The following is a 21,318-nucleotide window of genomic DNA, read 5'->3' on the forward strand; positions in this document are numbered from 1 at the left end:
GATATGTTGAATCAAGGCGAACTGGACCGCGGCGAGATGGGCCGGTTGATCGGCAGCGACAAGGTCGAGGGAACATCGGTCTATGGCGCGGATCGCAACCGGATCGGCTCGATCGAGCGTGTGATGATCGACAAGGTCAGCGGCAAGGTGTCCTACGCCGTGCTCGGCTTCGGCGGCTTCCTGGGGCTCGGCAATGATCACTATCCCTTGCCCTGGCAGTCGCTCAAATACGACACGGAGCTCGGCGGCTATGTCACCGGCATCACCACCAAGGAGCTGGAAGGCGCGCCGAAATACGGCGATCGGAGCGACTGGAACTGGGGTGACGACGCCGCGGTTCGCGGCATCAACTCCTATTACGGCGTTCCCTTCGCATAGCATCCAGCGAAGGAGCCTGCGATGAGCAAGGAACGACCCAACGACGATCCCCGGCAGCAGAATGACTGGGGCTCGCACAGTCAAACGGACACGCCCTGGAAGGGCACTCCGGAGAAGGAGCAGGGGTCGGGCAAGGTGAAGCCCGATCTCGAGAAGTGGCATGAGACCAAGACGCACTGAGCAAGTTCGCCATACCGACACTTCAGGCAAGCGCGGTACCGAGAGTGCCGCGCTTGTTTTTTGACATGCAATCACGAATGGCGGTGAGCTTCTTTAAAGCCGGAACCATGCCTCAGCGCTGCGGTTAGGCTCGCAGTGCGCGAGCTGCTCGTCTCTGCTCTCCCGCCGGTTTAGTCCGCAAGAAAGGTGTTCACCGTGGATGCTCAGACACGGCAGCGCGATCCGTCCGCGGAGCAGCCGCAGAGGGCGAAGGAGGCTCCGAAAACCCCTCCTGATCAGACCCGCGACGCCGACGGCCAGAAGTCGGCGCAGACGCCATCGCTGCGCGACCGGCTGCGTGAGCATTGGCTGCTGGCAAGTGTCGGGACCGTCGTGCTGATCGCAGCCCTCGTCGGCGGCGTGCTCTATTGGCTCGAGGTCCGCCACTACGAATCCACCGACGACGCCTTCGTCGCGGCGCGCAGCTTTTCCGTGGCATCGAAGGTCGGCGGCTACGTGACCGACGTGCCGGTCACCGACAACCAGCATGTCAAGGCCGGCGATCTGCTGGCGAAGATCGACGAGCGCGACTACCGGATCGCGGTCGATCAGGCTACTGCTCAGGTTGAAGTCTCCAAGGCCAACATCGCCAATGTCGAGGCGCAGATCGTCTCCCAGGAGGAGCAGATCAAGCAGGCTCAGGCCCAGCTCGATCAGGCGCAGGCCCAGCTCCAGTTCGCGCAAGAGGAGTTCAGGCGCGCGGAAGATCTGGTCGAGAAGGGCGCCGGCACCGTGCAGCGCCAGCAGCAGACGCGCTCCGACCTTCAGGCGCAGCAGGCCAACACCGAGCGCGCCAAGACCGCGGTCACGACCGCACAGGTCGGCATCAAGACGCTGCAGGCCCAGCTCGAAGGCGCCAAGGCACAACTGGAGCAATCGCAGGCGCAGCTCGATCAGGCCAAGCTGAATCTGCAATACACCAGCGTCGTCGCGGCGCAGTCCGGTCGCGTGGTGAAGCTGTCGGGCGCCAAGGGCACCTTCGTCACGGCAGGCCAGAGCCTGATGATGTTCGTGCCGGACGAGGTCTGGATCGTCGCCAACTACAAGGAGACGCAGCTCAACGACATGCGTCCGGGCCAGCCGGTCGAGATCCGCATCGACGCCTATCCCGGGCGCAAGCTGACCGGCCATGTCGATTCCGTGCAGCCGGGCTCCGGCACCGCGTTCAGTCTGCTGCCGGCGGAGAACGCCACCGGCAATTACGTCAAGGTGGTGCAGCGCGTGCCGGTGAAGATCGTGGTCGACAACTGGCCGGCCGATCTGCCTGTCGGTCCCGGCATGTCGGTCGTGCCCTGGACCAGGGTGCGATGACCGACGCCACGCAAGAGGGCGCCGGAGGCTGGTCGCCGGAGCGCTCGGCGGCCGGCGGACACAATCCCTATCTGATCGCCTTCGTGGTCTCGATCGCGACCTTCATGGAGGTGCTCGACACCACCATTGCCAATGTCGCGCTGCGCCACATCGCCGGCGGGCTCGCGGTGGGCCTCGACGAGAGCACCTACGTCATCACCAGCTATCTCGTTGCGAATGCCATCGTGCTGTCGATCTCGGGCTGGCTGTCGACCGTGATCGGCCGCAAGCGCTTCTACATGATGTGCGTGGCGACGTTCACGGTGGCATCGCTGCTGTGCGGCTTTGCCTGGAATCTGGAGGCGCTGGTGCTGTTCCGGATTCTCCAGGGCCTCGGTGGCGGCGGCATGGCGACCAGCGAGCAGGCGATCCTCGCCGACTCCTTCCCGCCGCACAAGCGCGGCCAGGCCTTTGCGATCTACGGCGTCGCCGTCGTGGTCGCGCCGGTGATCGGCCCGACGCTCGGTGGCTGGATCACCGACACCTACAGCTGGCACTGGGTGTTCCTGATCAACGTGCCGATGGGCCTGCTCTCGCTATTCCTGGTCGGCACGCTGGTCAAGGAGCCCTCGGGCGCGGAGGAAGAGAGGCAGAAGCTGCTGAGCAAGGGCTTGCGGGTCGATTATGTCGGTTTCGCACTCGTCGCAATCGGGCTGGGCTCGCTCGAATACGTTCTCGATGAAGGCCAGCGCAACGACTGGTTCGGCTCGAACATGATCATCGTCTTCGCGGTGCTGGCGGCGGTGTCGCTGCTCGCGCTGATCCCGTGGGAGCTGACGCGCGAGGATCCCATTGTCGACCTCCGACTGCTCGGCCGGCGCCAGTTCGGCGCCTGCTTCCTGGTCATGCTCGGCACCGGTGCGGTGCTGATCTCGACCACGCAGCTTCTGCCGCAACTGCTCCAGACCGAATTGAACTACACGGCCATGCTGGCCGGACTTGCGCTGTCGCCCGGCGGCGTCGCGACGCTGGTGCTGATGCCGGTGGTCGGTCGCCTCATCAGCACCGTGCAGCCGAAATATCTCATCATGTTCGGCGCTGCGGTCGTCGCGTTCTCGATGTGGCATCTCACCGGGCTCAGCGGCGACATCACCTACGGCTATGCGGCATTGTCGCGCATCTTCCTCGCGATAGGTCTTCCTTTCCTGTTCCTGCCGGTGACGACCGCCTCCTATGACGGCGTGCCGCCGGACAAGACCAACCAGGCTTCTGCCTTGATCAACGTCGCCCGCAACATCGGAGGATCCATGGGCGTTGCGCTGGCGCAGACCATTCTGGCGCAGCGCCAGCAATTTCATCAGAGCCGCCTGATCGAGCACGCTGCACCGTCCGACCTCGGCTATCAGCAGACCATCGACGCCATGACGCGCTACTTCCAGGCGCAGGGCTCGAATGCGAGCGATGCGGCGTCACAGGCGGTGGCCTGGGTCGGCCGCACCTTGCAGCAGCAGGTCGATTTCCTCGCCTATATCGACGTGTTCTGGACGCTTGCGATCGTCGCGGTGCTGATGATCCCCACCGCGGCTGTGCTGCGGCCGATCGATCTGCATGCGCCGGCGCGACATTGAGCTCGTGGGTATTTGACGGCTCTATGCTGGGATTATAGCCTCCGGCCCAATCACGTGTCTTGCCCGGAGGAGGCGACCTTGCCCAAGCGAAACGCGACAGCGGCCGTGATCGGCGCCGGCGATTTCATCGGTTCGGAGATCGCCAAGAAATTTGCCGCAGAGGGCTTTTCGATTTTCGCCGGCCGGCGCAACGGCGACAAGCTCGCGCCGCTGGTGAAGGATATCGAAGTTGCCGGCGGCGAGATCCACGCGCGCTCGCTCGATGCGCGCAAGGAGGAGGAAGTCATCTCCTTTCTCGACGATGCCGACAAGCATGCGCCGCTCGAAGTCTGCATCTTCAACGTCGGTGCCAACGTCAACTTTCCGATCCTCGACACCACCGAACGCGTTTTCCGCAAAGTCTGGGAGATGGCCTGCTATTCCGGCTTCCTCGCCGGCCGTGAAGCGGCGCGGCTGATGCTGCCGCGCGGCGGCGGCAACATCTTCTTCACCGGCGCGACTGCGAGCTTGCGCGGCGGCAGCGGCTTTGCCGCCTTCGCCAGCGCGAAGTTCGGTCTCCGCGCCGTGGCGCAGGCGATGGCGCGCGAGCTCGGGCCGAAGAACATCCACGTCGCCCATCTCATCATCGATTCCGGCGTCGACACCGAATGGGTGCGGCAGCGCCGGCTCGAAGCGCTCGGCCCGAATGCGCTCGACAATCCCGACCTCTTGATGCCGCCGTCGGCTGTGGCCGACTCCTATTGGCAGCTCTACCAGCAGCCGAAGAGTGCCTGGACCTTCGAGATGGAGATCCGCCCGTTCGGAGAGAAATGGTGACCGCGGCGCAAAAGTCCGGCTAGACTGAAATCAACCTGAGCAAATTCCGGGAGGAGGACCTACGTGAAGACCGCGATTACCGAACTGTTCGGCATCGAGCACCCGATCATCCAGGGCGGCATGCATTTCGTCGGCTTTGCCGAGCTGGCTGCCGCCGTCTCCAATGCCGGCGGGCTTGGCATCATCACCGGTCTCACACAGAAGACGCCGGAGCTGCTCGCGAAGGAGATCGCGCGCTGCCGTGACATGACCGACAAGCCGTTCGGCGTAAACCTCACCTTCCTGCCGACGTTCTCGGCGCCGCCTTATCCGGAATATATCGCGGCCATCGTCGAAGGCGGCATCAAGGCGGTGGAGACCGCGGGCCGCAGTCCGGAACAATACATGCCCGCACTGAAGGCCGCCGGCATCAAGGTGATCCACAAATGCACCTCGGTGCGGCACTCGCTGAAGGCCGAGAAGATCGGCTGCGACGCCGTCAGCGTCGACGGTTTCGAGTGCGGCGGCCATCCCGGCGAGGACGACATTCCGAACATGATCCTGCTGCCGCGTGCGGCGGAGGAATTGAAGATCCCGTTCGTCGCCTCGGGCGGCATGGCCGATGGGCGCAGCCTCGTCGCGGCGCTCTCGCTCGGCGCGGCCGGCATGAACATGGGCACGCGCTTCATCGCCACCAAGGAAGCGCCAGTGCATCAGAACGTGAAGAATGCGCTGGTCGCCGCCACCGAGCTCGACACGCGCCTGATCATGCGCGCGCTGCGCAACACCGAGCGCGTGCTCAAGAACGCCAATGTCGATCGCCTGCTCGAGATCGAGCGCGAGAAGGGCGCCAAGCTCTCCATCGACGACATCCACGACCAGGTCGCGGGCGTCTATCCAAAAATCATGCTGGACGGCCAGATGGACGCGGGCGCCTGGAGCTGCGGCATGGTCGCGGGCCTCATCCACGACATCCCCACCTGCAAGGAACTCGTCGATCGCATCATGAGCGAGGCGGAAACCATCATCCGCAGCCGCCTGCTGGGGTTCCTGGAGGGTACGGGAACGGCAAGAAAAGTCGCCTGACACCGGCAAACTTCTTAACCACGGCGGCAATCGGCCGCTGGAATTGCACGCGGTGCCTCCTAAATAGGGGTAAATTACCCCTTTAATAATTCAATTTCAGGAGGCGTCCGTGGTCCTGAAAAGCGTTTGTTTTGCAGTTGCCCTCGTGCTCGCATGGGGCGGACTCGCACGCGCTGACGACTACAAGCCCGACGAATATCTCGGTCTCGATCTCTCCAAGGCGGTGCTGTCGCCGAAGCGGCTCGGGCCAGAGACGCAGTTCGCGCCGGTGGCGCTCCAGGCCAAGGGCGGCAACGAGGCGCAGGCCCGTGTCGAGCCGATGGATGTGCCGAAGAAGGTCGCCGCCGAGCGCGTACATGTGCCCGAGCCGAAGGTCGCGCGTGCCAGGAGCGCCGAGCCGCGCGGTGCAGCGCGCACCAAGCTAGCACATCGCCGTGGCAATCCGCTCGACGCGCAGGCGATGGACACCCGCATCCAGACCTGGCCGTGCCGCTCCGGCGGCATCTGCAACTGGAAGCGCTAGGCGCGCTGTCGCTGTGTCTTTACCTCGCCCCGCTTGCGGGGAGAGGTTGGAATTCGCGCGTAGCGCGGATTCCGGGTGAGGGGGTACAGGTCCCGCGACGATCGCACGTGTGGATGGAGCCCCTCACCCCAACCCTCTCCCCTAAGAACGGGGCGAGGGAGTGGACCGCCGCTGCGGCTCCCGCTCAATGCGTCATCTCCACGTCGCAAAACCGTAGGCGCAGAGTCAAGAAACCGTAAGCTCGGAGTCAAGGAGCGCAGGCACCTTCCGTCGCGATTCGACGAAGGTCTCCTGAATGGCATCGCTCCGCGCCTCGCGCGCATGGACCCGGCGGCAATTCCTGGTCTGCTCCGCCTCAAGCCTCGCCATCGCCTCGCTTGCGAAGCCTTCGATCAGTCGCGCCGCTGATCGTCCGCAGATCGCGGGCGGCATCCAGTCCGGTGATGTCTGCGATGGCTCCGCCGTGATCTGGGCGCGCGCGGATCGGCCCGCGCGCATGCAGCTGGAGTGCTCCACCGTCGAGAGCTTCAAGACCATCATTGCATCCGTCTCGCGCGATGCGCTGCCCGACGCCGACTTCACCGCAAAGCTGCAGCTCGACGATCTGCCGGTGGGGCAGGACATCTTCTATCGCGTGCGCTTCGACGACATCGCGACCGGCATCGCCGGCGAAAGCCGTATCGGCCATTTCCGCACCGCGCCGGCGGCCGGCCAGTCGATCTCGTTCGTGTGGTCCGGCGACGTCGCGGGGCAGGGCTGGGGCATCGACGTCTCGCGCGGCGGCTATCGCAGCTATCGCACTATGCTCGACAACCGTCCGGACTTCTTCATCCATTCCGGCGATCACATCTACGCCGATTGCGCGATTCCCTCCGAGCAGAAGCTGCCGAACGGCGAGACCTGGCGCAATGTGGTGACGGAGGACAAAGCCGAGGTCGCCCACACGCTGGCGCAGTTTCGCGGCAATTACAAATACAACCATCTCGACGAGCACTTTCGCGCCTTCCATGCGCAGGTGCCGATGTTCGCGCAGTGGGACGACCACGAGGTCACGAACGACTGGTCGCCCATCGGCAGCTACGATGAAGCCGGCTTCGAGGACGACGGCACCCCGCGCCTCGCCGCACGCGCTCGCCGCGCCTTCTTCGACTTCATGCCGATCCGCGACATCGGCGCGCGCATGGGCCGGGTCTACCGCAAGATCGGCTACGGCCCGCTGCTCGACGTCTTCATGATCGACATGCGCAGCTATCGCGACGAGACCTGGAACAAGGGCGACGATCATCGCGGCTGGATTCTCGGTGCCAAGCAGCTCGCCTGGCTGAAGCGGGAGCTCGCCGCCTCGCGCGCGACCTGGAAGGTGATCGCGGCCGACCTACCCATCGGCCTCGTCAGTCTCGATGCCGTCGCGCTTGGCGACGGCGCACCCGACCGGCGCGAGCACGAGATCGCTGATCTGCTCAGTGCGATCAAGCGCGCCGACGTGCGCAACATCGTCTGGCTCACCGCCGACATGCACTACACCGCCGCGCACTACTACGATCCGAACAAGGCGCAGTTCCAAGATTTCGAGCCGTTCTGGGAGTTCGTCTCCGGCCCGCTGCATGCCGGCACCTGGAGCCCGGGCGAGCTCGACAACACCTTTGGCCCGGTCGCGATGTACCAGTACGGATGCAGCGAGGCGCAGGGCGACAACCTCGCGCCGTGCTTCGGCCTGCAGTTCTTCGGCCGCGTCGACATCGACGGCGCCAGTGGCGTGATGACCGTGACATTGAAGGACGTCGACAACCGCGACCTCTGGTCGGTCGACATCGAGCCGCAGCCGCAGGCGCGCCCTGCCGTGGTGGCGCAGCATTCGTGAGGGGCGTGCAGTCTCTCCGTCGTCATGGCCGGGCTTGACCCGGCCATCCACGTCTTGCCTGGCGCGAAGAACGTGGATGCCCGGGACAAGCCCGGGCATGACGGCGAGGGAAAACTAACCCGATCTTGATTGGCAGCCTTGCGCCACACGCGCTACACTGCTCGCTCCCGCCACCTCTTTTCCATCACCGAAGAGTCTGTCCCCCGCGGTCCCACCGCGTGTCTGGCGGCACGAAAGACGTCAGGAGTTTACCCATGGATCATCTGAAGACACAGGGCATCAGCATGCCCAAGCTCGGCCTCGGCACCTTCCGCATGCAGGGTGATGCCTGCCGTGCCGCGGTCGAGAGCGCACTGTCGATCGGCTATCGCCACATCGACACCGCCGAGATGTACGCCAACGAGGAAGCCATCGGCACCGCGCTTGCCGCCGCCCAGCTGCCGCGTGCCGAGCTGCATGTCACCACCAAGGTCTGGCACGAGAATCTCAGCCCCGACGCCATCCGCCGGGCTTTCGACGCCAGCCTGAACAAGCTCAGGCTCGATCACGTCGACCTCTACCTCGTGCACTGGCCGTCAAGTCAGCGAACTGGGGCGCGGTGTTTGAGACCCTGATGAAGCTGAAGGAGGAAGGGCGCACGCGGGCGATCGGTGTAGCCAATTTCACCACGGCGCTGCTCAAGATCGCGGTCGAGGACATCAGGGCGCCGATCGCCTGCAACCAGATCGAATACCACGCCATGCTCGATCAATCGAAGGTGCTGGCCTATCTCAACGCCAAATCGATCCCGCTGGTCGCCTATTGCCCGCTGGCGCAGGGGCGCATCGCCTCGGATCCGGTGCTGGCCGAGATCGGCGCCAAGCACAATGCGACCGCAGCCCAGGTCGCGCTGAAATGGCTGCTCGATCAGAACGGCGTTGCGGCGATCCCGAAAGCCTCGCGACGCGAGAGCCAGCAGGCCAATCTCGACGCGCTCAAGATCACGCTCGACGATGCCGACCGCAAGAATATCGCCGCGCTGCCCAAGGACGGGCGCTGCGTCAATCCGGGTTTTGCGCCGGCGTGGGATTGAACGAAGATATCTCGCGAGCACAAAGAAATGGCCCCGGGGAGGGGCCATTTCCACGTTGCGTTGCGCATTAGTCCCAGTGGTGACGATGGCCGTGCTTGATCACGACGACCCTGTCGCGATGGTGCCAGCCGCGATGCCAGCCGTGGTCGCGATGCATGCCGTATTCGGCGCGGGCGCCGTACAGGCCGTGATGATGACCGCGCTTGACCACCACCGTCTCGGCGCCGGCCAGCGTCGGCGCCGCGATCACGAGCGCACCGAGGGCCGCAACCACATAACCAAGCTTCTTCATGATGTCCTCCTCCAATCGAGTGCAAATCTAAACCGTGCATTCGCATGAACGTTCCGGAGGAACGGGAAGAGATTTCTGAATGGATGTTCAGACAGAGCATGATTCGAAAAGATCGTGCTCTGACGCAATGGTTAATCGCAGCGCTGCTGTGCTGGCGTCGGCTCGCCCGTGCCGACGTATTTGCCGTCTCTGATCGTGTACACCCCGCGCTCGCTGCGATTGGAGATCGCGCGCAAGCCGCCGTCCTCCAACAGCAGCAGGCCGAACTCGCGCGTCTGCTGCATCGAGGGGAAGTACACCATCACATTGAGCAGGCCCTCGGCGTTGACCGTCGCGGACACGACCTCGTTCTCGTCCTTGGCTTCGCCGAAATTGCGCCGGTACATCACCCGGCCGTCTTTCCGGATTTCGTAAGTGAGCCGCGCGCCTTTCTCTCGGTCGGGCCTTGCTGCGCAATCGACCGCCCATGAGCCGAGCAGGCCCCATTGCTCGACCGTTCCTGCCAGCGTCTCGGCGCCGGCCGTGGACGCGAACGCAATCCATAGCACCGCTGCCGTGGTCCAGCGGCTCACACAACGCGTCATATCTTGAAAAACCCCGCCTCGAACAATTCCAAATTCTAGCATCCCGGGCGCGATCGTCCACGCTGGCTGCCATTCGCGCGCGAATTTGATCCGCGTCAATGAGGCCGGTCGCATCAGGCGTAGGATGACGCTCCCGAAGGCGATGCGTGGTGAGAGCGATGCTGAATCAAGTCATGGATTTCGCGGGCGAGGTGCTGCCGGGGAGCTGTGCCGTGCCGCCTTATTCCGAGGCCGCGTTTCTGGCCGAGCTCGGCGAACGCTTGAGAACCTCGCGCACGCGCTGCGAGCTGTCGCGCCGGGAGCTCGCCCGCCGCTCCGGGATTTCCGAGCGCTACATTGCCCAGATCGAGGCCGGCAAGGGCAACGTCTCGATCGTGCTGCTGCTGCGACTGGCCGCCGCGATCCACGGCAGCCAGCCCCAGGTGGCCTAAGCCGAACTTCAGGCCCGCTTCTCCACATTGGCGCTGCGGGCAGGCACGCCGAATTCCTTGCGGCAGACCTCGGCCAGCACGGCCACGCCCTCGCGGATCTGCTGATGCGAAGGGCTTGCAAAGCACAGCCGCAACCGCGAGCTGGAATGGCTCTTGTTGGTCGACCATTCCGGCCCCGGATTGATCGAGACGCCGGCGGCAAGCGCGGCCTGATAGAGCTTGAGCGTATCGACCTGGTCGGGCAGCTTGACCCAGAGGAAGATGCCGCCCTTGGGCTCCTCGAACTCGGCCGCGGTGCCGAACTGCTCGTTCAGCGCCTCCATCAGCGTATCGAGCTTGGTGCGAAGCGCCTTCGTCAGCGCCGGCACGTGGCTCGCAAAATGCGGCTTGCAATAGGCCGCGAGCACCATCTGCTCCAGCGCGCCGGAGCCGGCATCCGTCTTCAGCGCCAGCATCCGCGACATCACATCCCAGGGCGCGACGATGAAGCCGACGCGCAGCGCCGGCGCGATCGACTTCGAGAACGAGCCGATATGGATCACGCCGCCGTGCGGGCTCATCGCGTAGATCGCCGGCGGCCGCTGTCCCGACCAGACGAGGTCGGCATAGCAATCGTCCTCGAAGATCGGCACGCCGTACTCGGTCGCGAGCCGTACCAGCTCAGCGCGGCGGCTCTCGGGCATGATGGTGCCGGTCGGGTTCTGCACGGTGGGAATGGTGTAGATGTATTTGGGACGGATACCGCGGCTTTTCAGATCGGCCAGCGTCGAGGCCAGCACGTCCATGCGCATGCCGTCCTTGTCGAGCGGGATGCCGACCACGTTGACACCGAGCCGCGCCAGGCGAGTCAACGAGCCCTGGTAGCTCTCCTGCTCGAAGATCACGGTGTCGCCGCGCGCCAGCAGCGTGTTGTTGACGAGGTCGAGGGCCTGGAGCGAGCCGGACACGATCAGGAGATCGTCGACCGCGCAGTTGATGCCGGCATCGCGCTTGAGTTTCGTCACGAGGAACTCGCGCAGGGGCAAATAGCCTTGCGGACCATGCGCCAACCCATAGGTGGCGAGCGAGCGGCCCTCGCGTTGCAGGGCCGAGTTGGTCGCCTCGATCAGGCCCTCGAGTGGCAGCTGCTCGGAATCGTTATTGCCGCCGACAAAACTGTATTTGGCAAGGCCCGTCCAGCGCGCAGAAGGGGCCGGCAGCCCTGCGGGAAACAGGGGCGCGAAATCGAAGCTGGACGTCATGGGAGCGTTCCTCGTTTCTGTTCTTGTTGAGCAGCCGGCGTTGCGCCGGCCAGCCTTGTTTCTTCTTTGCCGGCCGCCTGGGAGGGCGGCCTTACTTCTTTCCGGCCGTCCTGGTCGGACGTCCCTGGCTGATGAAAGCGTAATGCGCATTGGCGACGCCGCCAACCATCAAGGCTTCGACCACCGGCTCGGCGATCTCGCCCGTTGCGGCCCAGTCGACCAGGAAATTGGCCCCGGTCCCGCCGCGCACGTCGTCGGTCGCAATGAAAATCGAGACGGTGGCCAGCGGCTTCAAGGCTACCGGTGTCTTCAGATAGGTCTCGACCTGCTTGCCTGCGGTGTCGAAATAGGCGATGCGTTTGACTACCAGTGCTTGCGTCTCGGAGGCGTTGTGAACGCTCAAGGTCACCGAGAAGTCGACACGCAGCTTGCCCTGGCTCATCGCAACGCTGGAATAGGCGGGCACGTAGAACCCGCCGGAGACGGCCAGTTCCTCCTTCGGCAGCGCGGTGAGCGAATCGGCAAAGGTCTGCTCGATATTGACCTTGGGCTGAGCGATTGCAGGCGCGAACGAACCTAGTAGGGCTATCAGCCAGAGCACGATCCGCATGTGACGAATTGCTCGCTTGCCGCGCTGCACTCGGTCACTAGGGTGCGGCAAAACGGACCGATTTGGCATGCATGAGCTTATTCGCGACATCACTCTTTGTATCCTGTTTGCCTGGATGCTGGGCCTTTTGGCCCATTTCTCCCGGCAACCGCTGATCCTGGCCTACCTTATCGCCGGCTTCTGCATAGGTCCATTCGGCGCCGGCTGGGTCCAGTCGCAGGAATCGATCAGCGTCATCTCCGAGCTCGGCCTGATCTTCATGCTGTTCATGATCGGCCTCGAGATCGACCTGAAGAAGATCGTGCGGGCGGGCAAGGTGATCCTGTTCGCGGCGGGGGGCCAGCTGCTGGGCGGCTGCCTGCTCGGGGTGCTGTTCTTCGTCGGCATCGGCCTGTCGCTCGGCGGCGGCCATTTCGATGCGCTCTATCTCTGCGTCGCCTGCGCGCTGTCGAGCACGGTCATCATCGTCAAGGTGCTCTACGAGAAGCGCGAGCTCGATACGCTGCCAGGCCGCATCACGCTCGGCGTGCTGGTGCTCCAGGACATCTTCGCCATCCTGTTCCTGGCCGTGCAGCCGAGCCTTGCCAATCTGCAGATCAGCGTCATCCTGCTCTCGATCGGCCGCGTCGCGGTGCTGGTCGCCGCCGCGCTCCTGGTCAGCCGCTACGTGCTGCCACGGCTGTTCCACCAGATCGCCCGCCGGCCTGAGCTGATCCTGCTCGGGGCGCTGGCCTGGTGCTTTCTCGTCGCCGAGACCGCCGAGCGGCTGTCGCTGTCGCGCGAGATGGGCGCGCTGATCGCCGGCGTCTCGCTCTCGACCTTTCCCTATGCGCTCGACGTCACCGCCAAGGTCACGACGCTCCGCGACTTCTTCATCACGCTGTTCTTCGTCGCGCTCGGCATGACGATTCCCGTGCCCGGCCTTTCCGTGATCGGGCTGGCGCTGATGATCGCGGCGTTCACGGTGGTGAGCCGGCTCGTCACCACCTTCACCCCGCTCTATCTGATGAAGCAGGGCCTGCGCGCCAGCCTGCTGCCGGCCCTCAACCTCGCGCAGATCTCCGAGTTCTCGCTGGTGGTGATCCAGACCGGCGTTGCCGACCACCACATTGCGGCCGAAACGGCGAACGCCGCCTCCTTTGCCTTCGTGGTGCTGGCGGTGCTCTCGACCTTCGCGATGAGCCGCAGCGACGAGATCACCCGCTGGGCGATCGGCCCGTTGAAGCGGATCGGCCTGAAGGACCTCGACGACGGCCAGGCGCGCGGCGAGGAGGGCCACGAGGGCGGCCACGGCGAGGCCCGCCGCATCGTCATCCTCGGCTTTTTCCGTGCGGCGAGCGCGCTGCTGGCCGAGATCGAACGACAGGCGCCGGTGCTGCTCGAGCAGATCACGGTGGTTGATTTCAACCCCAATGTGTACCAGACGCTGCTGTCGCGCGGCCTGCACGTGATCTATGGCGACATCAGCAGCGCCGACACGCTGCTCCATGCCGGCGTCGGCAAGTCCGAGATGATCATCCTCAGCGTGCCGGATGCGCTCCTGAAGGGCGCCAGCAACGAGAAGCTGGTCCGCCACGTCCGCACGCTGAACCCGACCGCCATGATCGTCGCTACGGCCGATCTCCTGTCGGATGTGGGTGAACTCTATGAGGCCGGAGCCAGCTACGTCACGGTGACCCGGCTCAGCGACGCTCATGAGCTATTTACCGTGATCGAGGCCGCCCAGGCGGGGCTTCTGGCCGACAAGCGCGCCGAGCTCGACCTGCGGCTCGGCGAGCGGCGCGAAGTGCTGCCCTGACGGCGGTCTTCCCCCTGGGGCATCCGCGCCTATATCGATGGTATCTGCGGTGCAAGCCTGAAAGCCGCGGGCAGGCCCGCGAGCCGGAATATGCGGTTGCGTCCAGGACACTAGCGCCCCGGCCGAAGTCCGGCTAAGCCTCCCGCTCATAACCGATAGAGATTGGGACATGCCCGATAGCGTTCAGGAAGTCTTGCAGGCCTTTGCCCGGGGCGAGCTCGTGGTCGTCACCGACGACGAAGACCGCGAGGGCGAGGGCGATCTGATTGTCGCCGCTTCGCTCTGCACCGCCGAGAAGATGGCGTTCATCATCCGCCACACCTCCGGCATCGTCTGCGCGCCCGTGACCACCGAGGACGCCCGCCGCCTGCGGCTCGATCCGATGGTCGCCCACAACGATTCCGCGCATACCACCGCCTTCACGGTCTCGATCGACTACAAGCCCGACGGCGGCACCGGCATCTCGGCCGAGGAGCGCGCCTCGTGCTGCCGCGCGCTGTCCAATCCCAATGTCGGCGCCAACGATTTCGCCCGTCCGGGCCACATTTTCCCGCTGATCGCCAAGGATGGCGGCGTGCTGCTGCGCTCCGGCCATACCGAGGCCGCCGTCGACCTCTGCAAGCTCTCCGGCCTGCCGCCGGTCGGCGTCATCAGCGAGCTGATGAACGACGACGGCAGCGTGATGAAGGGCGAGCAGGTCTCGCAGTTCGCCGCCAGGCACAAGCTCAAGCACGTCACCATCGCCGACATGATCGCCTACCGTCAGGCGCGCGAGAAGCTGATCGAGCGGGTCTCGACCTTCGTCACCGAAAGTCCGATCGGCCCCTTGCAGGGCTATGCCTACCGCTCGCCGTTCGACTCCATCGCCCACGTCGCCTTCGTCTACAACGGCGTCGGCGACGGCAAGAACGTGCTGACGCGCTTCCACAAGCCGAACATCGTCAAGGACACCTTCACCGGCCACAAGCGCATGGCGGTCGTGCTCGAGCATTTCAAGAAATCCGGCCGCGGCGTGCTGGTGTACTTGCGCGACGGGGCGGCCGGTGTCCCCGTGTCGCCGCTGCCGGACGAGTCGGCGACCGAAGCCGACCGCAACCGCCAGTGGCGCGAGGTCGGCGTCGGCGCGCAGATCCTGCGCGATCTCGGCGTCACCTCGATCCGCCATCTCACCTCCTCGGTGCACGACTACAAGGGCCTGTCGGGCTTTGGCATCGAGATCGTCGCCAACGAGCAGCTCGAGAGCTGACACGCAGTGTCGTTCCGGGATGGCGCTGAAAGCGCCAGACCCGGAATCTCGAAGGCAAAGAGATGCCGGGTTCGACGCTTCGTAACGGCCCGGAATGACCGAAACCAGGATGCAATTGCACTTGTTGCCGCGGCGCTTTAATTTGTCGGGCAATTATTTGACGGAACCAGACGCGAAAGGACGTTTCATGAGCGTGCGCCCTCAGACCAAGGACAAGCCGGCTGCGGCTTCCTTCCAGTGGGACGATCCGTTCCTGCTCGACGAGCAACTCACCGAAGACGAGCGCATGGTGCGCGACACCGCCCGCGCCTACGCCCAGGACAAGCTGCTGCCCCGCGTTTCCAAGGCCTATCTCGAAGAGAAGACCGATCGCGAGATCTTCAACGAGATGGGCGAGCTCGGCCTGATCGGCATCACGTTGCCGGAGGAATATGGCTGCGCCAATGCGAGCTACGTCGCCTACGGCCTCGTCGCGCGCGAGATCGAGCGGGTCGATTCCGGCTATCGCTCGATGAACTCGGTGCAGTCCTCGCTGGTGATGTATCCGATCTACGCCTATGGCGATGAGAACCAGCGCAAGAAGTACCTGCCGAAGCTCGCCAGCGGCGAGTGGGTCGGCTGCTTCGGCCTGACCGAGCCCGACGCCGGCTCCGACCCGGCCGGCATGAAGACCCGCGCCGAGAAGGTCTCGGACGGCTATCGCCTGACCGGCAGCAAGATGTGGATCTCCAACGCGCCGATCGCCGACGTGTTCGTGGTCTGGGCCAAGTCGGCCGAGCACGACAACCAGATCCGCGGCTTCGTGCTGGAGAAGGGCATGAAGGGTCTCTCCGCGCCCAAGATCGGCGGCAAGCTCTCACTTCGCGCTTCCATCACCGGCGAGGTCGTGATGGACGGCGTCGTGGTTCCCGAGGACGCGCTGCTGCCCAACGTCTCCGGCCTCAAGGGCCCGTTCGGCTGCCTCAACCGCGCCCGCTACGGCATTTCCTGGGGCGCGATGGGCGCCGCCGAGGATTGCATGCATCGTGCCCGCCAGTACACGCTCGACCGCAAGCAGTTCGGCAAGCCGCTTGCCGCGACCCAGCTCGTGCAGAAGAAGCTCGCCGACATGGAGACCGAGATCGCGCTCGGCCTGCAGGGCTCGCTTCGCGTCGGCCGCCTGATGGACGAGGGCAAGTTCGCGCCCGAGATGATCTCGATCATGAAGCGCAACAATTGCGGCAAGGCCCTCGACATCGCCCGGGTCGCCCGCGACATGCACGGCGGCAACGGCATCTCGGCCGAGTACCACGTCATGCGCCACGTCCATAACCTCGAGACGGTCAACACCTACGAGGGCACCCACGACGTCCACGCCCTGATCCTGGGCCGCGCCATCACGGGCATTCAGGCGTTTTTCTGAGCGCTTACGGTACGAGGCAAGAGAACTCTCCACCTCCGTCATGGCCGGGCTTGTCCCGGCCATCCACGTCTTAGCCCGCGCGAAGAACGTGGATGCCCGGCACGAGGCCGGGCATGACGAAGTCAGCAAGGTATGAGCAAGCCATGTCCGACAACGACGACGTCCCGTTCAACCGCAACTTTCCACTGAAGCCTGGCGTCGTCGAGGAAGTCCGCCCCGGCGTGCGGCGCGTGCTCTGTAACAATCCGAGCCCGTTCACCTTCACCGGCACGGTCAGCTACATCGTCGGCAAGGGCAACGTCGCGATCATCGATCCCGGTCCTGATGACGCCGCGCATGCGGCCGCGCTGCTCGATGCCGTGCGCGGCGAGACGGTAAGCCATATCTTCGTCACCCACACCCACCGCGACCATTCGCCGAACACCGCGCGGATCAAGCAGGCGACCGGTGCGCCGGTCTATGCCGAAGGCCCGCACCGCGCCTCGCGTCCGCGCTTCGAGAGCGAGAAGCACAACCCGGAATCGGGCGCCGACCGCGACTTCGCGCCCGATATCAGGATCGCCCATGGCGACGTCGTCGAGGGCGATGGCTGGCGGCTCGAGGCGGTGGCAACGCCCGGCCACACCGCCAATCATCTCGCGTTCGCCTGGCCCGAGCGGAAGTTCAACTTCGTCGGCGACCATGTGATGGGCTGGTCCACCTCGATCGTGGCGCCGCCCGACGGCTCGATGATCGACTACATGGAATCGCTCGATCGTCTCGCCGCACGCGATGAGGATCTCTATTTCTCCGGGCACGGCCCTGAGATTCCGGACGGCCAGCGCTTCGTGCGCTTCCTGATCCGTCACCGCAAGGCGCGCGAGGCCTCGATCCTGCACCGCCTCGCCAAGGGCGAGACCGACATCCCGACCATGGTGCGCGCGATCTATATCGGCATCGACCCGCGCCTGACGACGGCCGCTGGCTATTCCGTGCTGGCGCATCTGGAGGATCTCGTCGCCCGCGGCGTGGTGGCGACGGACGGCGATCCCGTGATCACGGGTTCGTATCGGATGGCCTAAGGCGAATGGCGAATTGGGAATAGCGAATAGGTGCTCTGCACTCGCTATTCGCTACTCCCCATTCGCCAATCTCATTTCTTCACCGTCTTCGCCGGCGCCTTCGGCGGCGCCACCGGTGTCTTTTTCACCGGCTTCAGCGCATCGGCATCCGCAGCGGTGTTGAGATCCTCGATGAACTTGGTCACGCGCGCGGCGTTGCTGCCCAGATCGCTGTCGAAATTGCGCGAGGCGGAGCGGATGTCGACGCGGGAATCGTCGCCATCGGGCACGACCCTGATGGAGATGTCTTCGCGCAAGCCCATGATCGGCGTGCGCGCCACCGCCTCGATGCGGCCGATGCGGCGCGGCGGCCTCGGCTCGCGTTCGTCGATGACGAGCCATTTGCGCTTGATGACGAGCTGGCGCGCGATCGCATAGGCGCGGTCGACGGGGATCTCGAGCTCGATCGGCTCGATATCGGGATAGAACTGGCGCTGCTGTTCGGCCGAGTAGAGACCGGCATAGACCGCGGTGTTGGCACCCTCGCCGGCGCGCAGCGGGGCCAGCGCCTCGAAGCGCGGCGGATCGATCGGGTCGGTGGTGATGTCGTGGATCGCCGGCAGCTTGCGGTATTGCAGGCCGAGATAGGCGGGGTAGGCGAGGATCATCCCGTCGATCAGGAACGCGAGCAGGATGCGCGCCATGCCGCGCGAGCCGTTCTGCCAGATCGCGGCAAAGCCGGCGAGCCCGAACAGGATGGAGAGCCCGGCGATCGCAAGGCCCCCGAAGAAAGTGGCGAGCGCCGGCTTCGGCTCCAGAAAGCCGAAGCGGACGATGAGGATCGACACCAGCACCGCCACCACCGCGAACACGGCCAGATTGCGCGCCCAGCTCGCGAGGCTGGACACGGGCTCCGTCTGATAGGGAGCGGAAAACCTGCGGGCCATCGATGAGAACTGCCGGGTTGGGGGCTTGGCCCGCCGCCAGGGGGCCGATTGAAAACTGGCTGCTTGAGACCACGGCGGCCCGGCAATTTCAAGGTTTGCGGACGATACGGCACAGAGAACAGACGGGATTATGCAACTTAGTTGATTAACCATTCAATCTAAATGATCTTTAGTTGTAGATTGACTTGGTCGTAATTTCGCCCCAAGGCTCTACTGCAGGTTGTCGGAACCGCCGAGGCGAGGGACCGTCCCGGCGAAAGGTCAAAAAAAGAACAACGGCTAGGAACAACGGCGGGCGTCAGCCGGAAACGTTGCAAGAGTGACCTCAGCTCCCGGTCGTGCCGCAAAGGCTGACCGGATGTGCGCGGTTGCGCCTCATGAGCTGCAAGGATCGCGAACAGCGTAGCCGGTGCCGACCAGCGCGGCTGGTGGGCCGCCCCATCAGGGCGAGTGTTCAGTATGAGTGGTGGACCGCACGAAAGCGATATCGATCCGCAAGATCCGACGTACTACGCGCCGCGTAACTTGCGCGAGCGGACGGTGCAGCCGACGGCGGCGCCAAGACGATTCACGGAGCCGACTGCCGATGGCCCGCCCCTGCAATCGCCCGGCAACCGGCGACGTCGTGACCATTCGGACGTGTTCTCCAAAGCCGTCGCCCAAGCCATGCACGAGGCGATGGAGCCCATGGAGGTGCCGGCCGCCCTTCGTAACTCGGGGAGGAGCGCGCTGCTCAGCGTAGTGGTCAGGTTCGCGATCGCGGCAGCAGTTGCGGGAGGCATCGCGCTCATTCTCGTCATAGTCATTCCGGCATCGCAAAGGCCTGGAGTTCAATCGAACGACGCCACATCGATCTCGTCGCTTTGGCAATCGGTGAAAGCCGCGATCGGTCCGGCACCGCAACGCAAGCAAGTCGCGACCCTTGCGGTGGAGGACAGCAGCGGGCTTGCCAACGCCCCCTTGCCGCTCGGGATGCGCGTGGGTGCTCCCCCTTCCGGCGCTATCGTTGCCATCAATGGACTGCCAGCCGACGCACGGTTGACGTCTGGCAAGCGCGTCGCCAACGAGTGGCGCGTGCCGGCTTCGGAAGTTTCCGCCGTGTCGGTCATTTCGCCAGACGGTTTCGTCGGCCAGATGGTCGCGATGGCAGAATTGCGTGACAGCAACGGCGCCGTGCTCGTGGTTGGCTCGAGCCGACTTTCCTGGAAACCCGCCGCCAGCGTCGCTCCGCAGCCGTCGACAGCCGTCACGGCCGTACCGCCCACGCGCTCCTTGGTGGCCTCCCCGACGCCGCAGACGGACGCCGTGCGTAGCCTGGATCCGAAGGAAATTTCTGGCCTCGTCAAACGTGGACAGGATTTGCTCACCAGCGGCGACGTCTCGGCGGCGAGGCTGCTGCTTCTGCGTGCGGCCGAAGGAGGAGACGCGCGCGCCGCGCTGCTGGTGGCCAGGACCTACGATCCGAACGTGCTCAAGCAGTTGGGCGCCAGTGGCCCGCTCGCGGACCTCGCGCAGGCCCGCAACTGGTACCAACGGGCAAAAGAATGGGGTGACCCCGAGGCGCAGCGACAGCTTGATACGCTCACGCCCACCCGCTGATCCCGGCAGCGTGCGTCGCGCGCGCCTGTCAATCTCGACCATTCGGAGTTTCACGAGATGATCATCCGACGTTTGACCGACCTGGCTTTCGGCTGCGCGGCCGGGGTCGCGGTGCTGCTGGCGACGCCGGCCTTTTCCCAGGACAGGGGAGGCGAGGTCGACCCGGCCGCAGTGAGCGAGGGCCTGAAGGCGATTTTCAGCTATTCCAGCACCAGCAAGAGCACGCACGAGAGGCTCAACGCCAACACCGTGACGCTGATGTCAGGCACAATCGGCGGAACCTATGTCCAGTTCGGCGCCGACCTTGCCTCCGCGCTGGATGACGGCGACCGGATGCGGGTGCTGCCGATCATTGGGAGGGGCTCGGTCCAGAGCATCGCGGACATCCTTTTCCTCAAGGGGGTCGATCTCGGCATCGTGCGCGCCGACACGCTCGATTACCTGGAAAGGAAGGGCTACACCGGCAACATCCGCAACCAGTTCGTCTATATCACGAAGCTCTACAATGAGGAGATGCACGTCGTCGCGCGGTCGTCGATCCGCAGCCTTGCCGATCTGAACGGTCGGCGTGTTGCCGTCGACTTGCCGAACGGAGGCACTTTCGTCACCGCAATCACGATCTTCGAGAGGCTCGGCGTCAAGCCGGTCTACGCCTATATCGAGCAGCGCATCGCCTATGAAAAACTGAAGAACGGCGAACTCGACGCGGTGATCGCGGTGCAGGGAAGTCCCTCCAAGGCCGTGAGCCAGGTGAAGGGAGACGACCTGCATTTCGTACCGATCCCATATAGCGGGCCCTTGCAGAGCGACTATCTTCCATCTGTCCTCAAGGCGGAGGACTATCCTTCACTGATCCCACCTGGCGGCCGCGTTGACACGATCGCTGTGCCCGCCATCCTTGCGGCTTACAACTGGCCCGCAAAGACCGAGCGATACGGTAAGGTGGAGCATTTCGTGCAGGTCTTCTTCGACCGGCTGAAAGACCTGCAGCGGTCGCCCTTCCATCCGAAGTGGAAGGAGGTGGTGTTGAGCGCGCCACTGAAGGGATGGAATCGCTTCCCGCCGGCGCAGGAGTGGCTCGACCAGCATTCCGGTCCAGCCTCCGACACACGCGCGAGATTCGACCAGTTCCTTGCCGCACAGACCCGCGAAACCGGCCAGCAGGGCGCGCGAACGCCGGAACAGGACGAAGCGCTCTATCAACAATTCCTGAAATGGCAGAAGAGCACCGGCCAGGCGGAGGCAAAGCGTTAGAGCATGATCCGGAAAAGTGCGC

20 protein-coding genes and 1 pseudogene are annotated in these 21,318 nt (G+C 64.6%); 16 read left to right on the forward strand and 5 right to left on the reverse strand.

Annotated elements, in window-relative coordinates:
• Positions 1–3 precede the first annotated feature (3 nt).
• The 9 genes and pseudogenes from WN72_RS13075 to WN72_RS13115 all read left to right on the forward strand — a co-directional run bounded on the left by WN72_RS13075 (position 4) and on the right by WN72_RS13115 (position 8,852).
• Entirely contained in the window at positions 4–378 is a 375-nt protein-coding gene (locus WN72_RS13075; protein WP_027558263.1) for a PRC-barrel domain-containing protein, read from the forward strand.
• A 21-nt stretch (positions 379–399) separates the two neighbouring features.
• The gene (locus WN72_RS13080; protein ID WP_167336523.1) at positions 400–558 is read left to right on the forward strand and encodes a hypothetical protein; all 159 of its coding nucleotides are present in this window, start codon (positions 400–402) and stop codon (positions 556–558) included.
• A 195-nt stretch (positions 559–753) separates the two neighbouring features.
• On the forward strand, positions 754–1,908 hold the full coding sequence (locus tag WN72_RS13085) for an HlyD family secretion protein (RefSeq protein ID WP_092218097.1): 1,155 nt from the start codon (positions 754–756) through the stop codon (positions 1,906–1,908).
• On the forward strand, positions 1,905–3,515 hold the full coding sequence (locus WN72_RS13090) for a DHA2 family efflux MFS transporter permease subunit (RefSeq protein ID WP_027558265.1): 1,611 nt from the start codon (positions 1,905–1,907) through the stop codon (positions 3,513–3,515). Before WN72_RS13085 ends, WN72_RS13090 begins: the two co-directional genes overlap by 4 nt.
• Positions 3,516–3,593: 78 nt before the next feature.
• Complete coding sequence (locus WN72_RS13095; protein WP_092218064.1) at positions 3,594–4,331, forward strand: SDR family oxidoreductase; 738 nt, start codon at positions 3,594–3,596, stop codon at positions 4,329–4,331.
• Between the two features lie 63 nt (positions 4,332–4,394).
• Positions 4,395–5,396, forward strand: a complete 1,002-nt coding sequence (locus WN72_RS13100; RefSeq protein ID WP_092218065.1) for an NAD(P)H-dependent flavin oxidoreductase — start codon at positions 4,395–4,397, stop codon at positions 5,394–5,396.
• Positions 5,397–5,505: 109 nt separating this feature from the next.
• Entirely contained in the window at positions 5,506–5,919 is a 414-nt protein-coding gene (locus tag WN72_RS13105; RefSeq protein WP_027558268.1) for a hypothetical protein, read from the forward strand.
• A gap of 295 nt (positions 5,920–6,214) precedes the next feature.
• On the forward strand, positions 6,215–7,780 hold the full coding sequence (locus tag WN72_RS13110; RefSeq protein WP_092218066.1) for an alkaline phosphatase D family protein: 1,566 nt from the start codon (positions 6,215–6,217) through the stop codon (positions 7,778–7,780).
• A gap of 254 nt (positions 7,781–8,034) precedes the next feature.
• Positions 8,035–8,852 (forward strand): annotated as a pseudogene (locus tag WN72_RS13115) (aldo/keto reductase).
• 67 nt (positions 8,853–8,919) lie between these two features.
• Here WN72_RS13115 and WN72_RS13120 read toward each other — a convergent pair.
• Both WN72_RS13120 and WN72_RS13125 read right to left on the reverse strand, forming a co-directional pair.
• A complete protein-coding gene (locus WN72_RS13120) occupies positions 8,920–9,144 on the reverse strand; it encodes a hypothetical protein (RefSeq protein ID WP_092218098.1) in 225 nt (74 codons plus the stop codon).
• Positions 9,145–9,275: 131 nt separating this feature from the next.
• Positions 9,276–9,728, reverse strand: a complete 453-nt coding sequence (locus tag WN72_RS13125; protein WP_167381028.1) for a hypothetical protein — start codon at positions 9,726–9,728, stop codon at positions 9,276–9,278.
• 158 nt (positions 9,729–9,886) lie between these two features.
• Between WN72_RS13125 and WN72_RS13130 the strand changes: the two genes are divergently transcribed.
• Positions 9,887–10,159: a helix-turn-helix domain-containing protein gene (locus tag WN72_RS13130; protein ID WP_092218067.1), complete on the forward strand. Its 273-nt coding sequence runs from the start codon at positions 9,887–9,889 to the stop codon at positions 10,157–10,159.
• 8 nt (positions 10,160–10,167) lie between these two features.
• Here the strand turns inward: WN72_RS13130 and WN72_RS13135 are convergent, their stop codons facing one another.
• On the reverse strand, positions 10,168–11,400 hold the full coding sequence (locus WN72_RS13135; RefSeq protein ID WP_027558274.1) for an aminotransferase-like domain-containing protein: 1,233 nt from the start codon (positions 11,398–11,400) through the stop codon (positions 10,168–10,170).
• A 91-nt stretch (positions 11,401–11,491) separates the two neighbouring features.
• Positions 11,492–12,010, reverse strand: a complete 519-nt coding sequence (locus WN72_RS13140; RefSeq protein ID WP_027558275.1) for a DUF3124 domain-containing protein — start codon at positions 12,008–12,010, stop codon at positions 11,492–11,494.
• Between the two features lie 67 nt (positions 12,011–12,077).
• Here WN72_RS13140 and WN72_RS13145 point away from each other — a divergent pair, with 67 nt between their 5' ends.
• The 4 genes from WN72_RS13145 to WN72_RS13160 all read left to right on the forward strand — a co-directional run bounded on the left by WN72_RS13145 (position 12,078) and on the right by WN72_RS13160 (position 17,517).
• Positions 12,078–13,808: a cation:proton antiporter gene (locus WN72_RS13145; RefSeq protein WP_092218069.1), complete on the forward strand. Its 1,731-nt coding sequence runs from the start codon at positions 12,078–12,080 to the stop codon at positions 13,806–13,808.
• 169 nt (positions 13,809–13,977) lie between these two features.
• A complete protein-coding gene (ribB, locus tag WN72_RS13150; protein WP_027558277.1) occupies positions 13,978–15,054 on the forward strand; it encodes a 3,4-dihydroxy-2-butanone-4-phosphate synthase in 1,077 nt (358 codons plus the stop codon).
• Between the two features lie 187 nt (positions 15,055–15,241).
• The gene (locus WN72_RS13155; protein WP_027558278.1) at positions 15,242–16,456 is read left to right on the forward strand and encodes an acyl-CoA dehydrogenase; all 1,215 of its coding nucleotides are present in this window, start codon (positions 15,242–15,244) and stop codon (positions 16,454–16,456) included.
• Positions 16,457–16,599: 143 nt separating this feature from the next.
• Positions 16,600–17,517, forward strand: coding sequence for an MBL fold metallo-hydrolase (locus tag WN72_RS13160; protein ID WP_027558279.1), 918 nt, complete (start codon positions 16,600–16,602; stop codon positions 17,515–17,517).
• A gap of 71 nt (positions 17,518–17,588) precedes the next feature.
• On the opposite strand, the gene WN72_RS13165 is transcribed toward WN72_RS13160, so the two are convergent.
• Positions 17,589–18,443 (reverse strand): DUF1499 domain-containing protein, encoded by an 855-nt coding sequence (locus WN72_RS13165; protein ID WP_027558280.1) that lies wholly within the window; start codon positions 18,441–18,443, stop codon positions 17,589–17,591.
• 459 nt (positions 18,444–18,902) lie between these two features.
• On the opposite strand from WN72_RS13165, the gene WN72_RS13170 reads away from it, so the two are divergent.
• A complete protein-coding gene (locus WN72_RS13170; RefSeq protein WP_244553875.1) occupies positions 18,903–20,042 on the forward strand; it encodes a hypothetical protein in 1,140 nt (379 codons plus the stop codon).
• 57 nt (positions 20,043–20,099) lie between these two features.
• Positions 20,100–21,296, forward strand: coding sequence for a TAXI family TRAP transporter solute-binding subunit (locus WN72_RS13175; RefSeq protein WP_092218070.1), 1,197 nt, complete (start codon positions 20,100–20,102; stop codon positions 21,294–21,296).
• Positions 21,297–21,318: the final 22 nt, after the last annotated feature.

This window comes from Bradyrhizobium arachidis, from assembly GCF_015291705.1.
Classification (GTDB): Bacteria; Pseudomonadota; Alphaproteobacteria; order Rhizobiales; family Xanthobacteraceae; genus Bradyrhizobium; species Bradyrhizobium arachidis.

Excerpts from the sequence above, each read along its gene's own strand:
- WN72_RS13075 (WP_027558263.1), top strand. The coding sequence starts at position 4 with ATGTTGAATCAAGGCGAACTGGACCGCGGCGAGATGGGCCGGTTGATC.
- WN72_RS13080 (WP_167336523.1), top strand. The coding sequence starts at position 400 with ATGAGCAAGGAACGACCCAACGACGATCCCCGGCAGCAGAATGACTGG.
- WN72_RS13090 (WP_027558265.1), top strand. The coding sequence starts at position 1,905 with ATGACCGACGCCACGCAAGAGGGCGCCGGAGGCTGGTCGCCGGAGCGC.
- WN72_RS13110 (WP_092218066.1), top strand. The coding sequence starts at position 6,215 with ATGGCATCGCTCCGCGCCTCGCGCGCATGGACCCGGCGGCAATTCCTG.
- WN72_RS13120 (WP_092218098.1), bottom strand. The coding sequence starts at position 9,144 with ATGAAGAAGCTTGGTTATGTGGTTGCGGCCCTCGGTGCGCTCGTGATC.
- WN72_RS13125 (WP_167381028.1), bottom strand. The coding sequence starts at position 9,728 with ATGACGCGTTGTGTGAGCCGCTGGACCACGGCAGCGGTGCTATGGATT.
- WN72_RS13130 (WP_092218067.1), top strand. The coding sequence starts at position 9,887 with ATGCTGAATCAAGTCATGGATTTCGCGGGCGAGGTGCTGCCGGGGAGC.
- WN72_RS13135 (WP_027558274.1), bottom strand. The coding sequence starts at position 11,400 with ATGACGTCCAGCTTCGATTTCGCGCCCCTGTTTCCCGCAGGGCTGCCG.
- WN72_RS13140 (WP_027558275.1), bottom strand. The coding sequence starts at position 12,010 with ATGCGGATCGTGCTCTGGCTGATAGCCCTACTAGGTTCGTTCGCGCCT.
- WN72_RS13145 (WP_092218069.1), top strand. The coding sequence starts at position 12,078 with ATGCATGAGCTTATTCGCGACATCACTCTTTGTATCCTGTTTGCCTGG.
- ribB (WP_027558277.1), top strand. The coding sequence starts at position 13,978 with ATGCCCGATAGCGTTCAGGAAGTCTTGCAGGCCTTTGCCCGGGGCGAG.
- WN72_RS13155 (WP_027558278.1), top strand. The coding sequence starts at position 15,242 with ATGAGCGTGCGCCCTCAGACCAAGGACAAGCCGGCTGCGGCTTCCTTC.
- WN72_RS13160 (WP_027558279.1), top strand. The coding sequence starts at position 16,600 with ATGTCCGACAACGACGACGTCCCGTTCAACCGCAACTTTCCACTGAAG.
- WN72_RS13165 (WP_027558280.1), bottom strand. The coding sequence starts at position 18,443 with ATGGCCCGCAGGTTTTCCGCTCCCTATCAGACGGAGCCCGTGTCCAGC.
- WN72_RS13170 (WP_244553875.1), top strand. The coding sequence starts at position 18,903 with ATGAGTGGTGGACCGCACGAAAGCGATATCGATCCGCAAGATCCGACG.
- WN72_RS13175 (WP_092218070.1), top strand. The coding sequence starts at position 20,100 with ATGATCATCCGACGTTTGACCGACCTGGCTTTCGGCTGCGCGGCCGGG.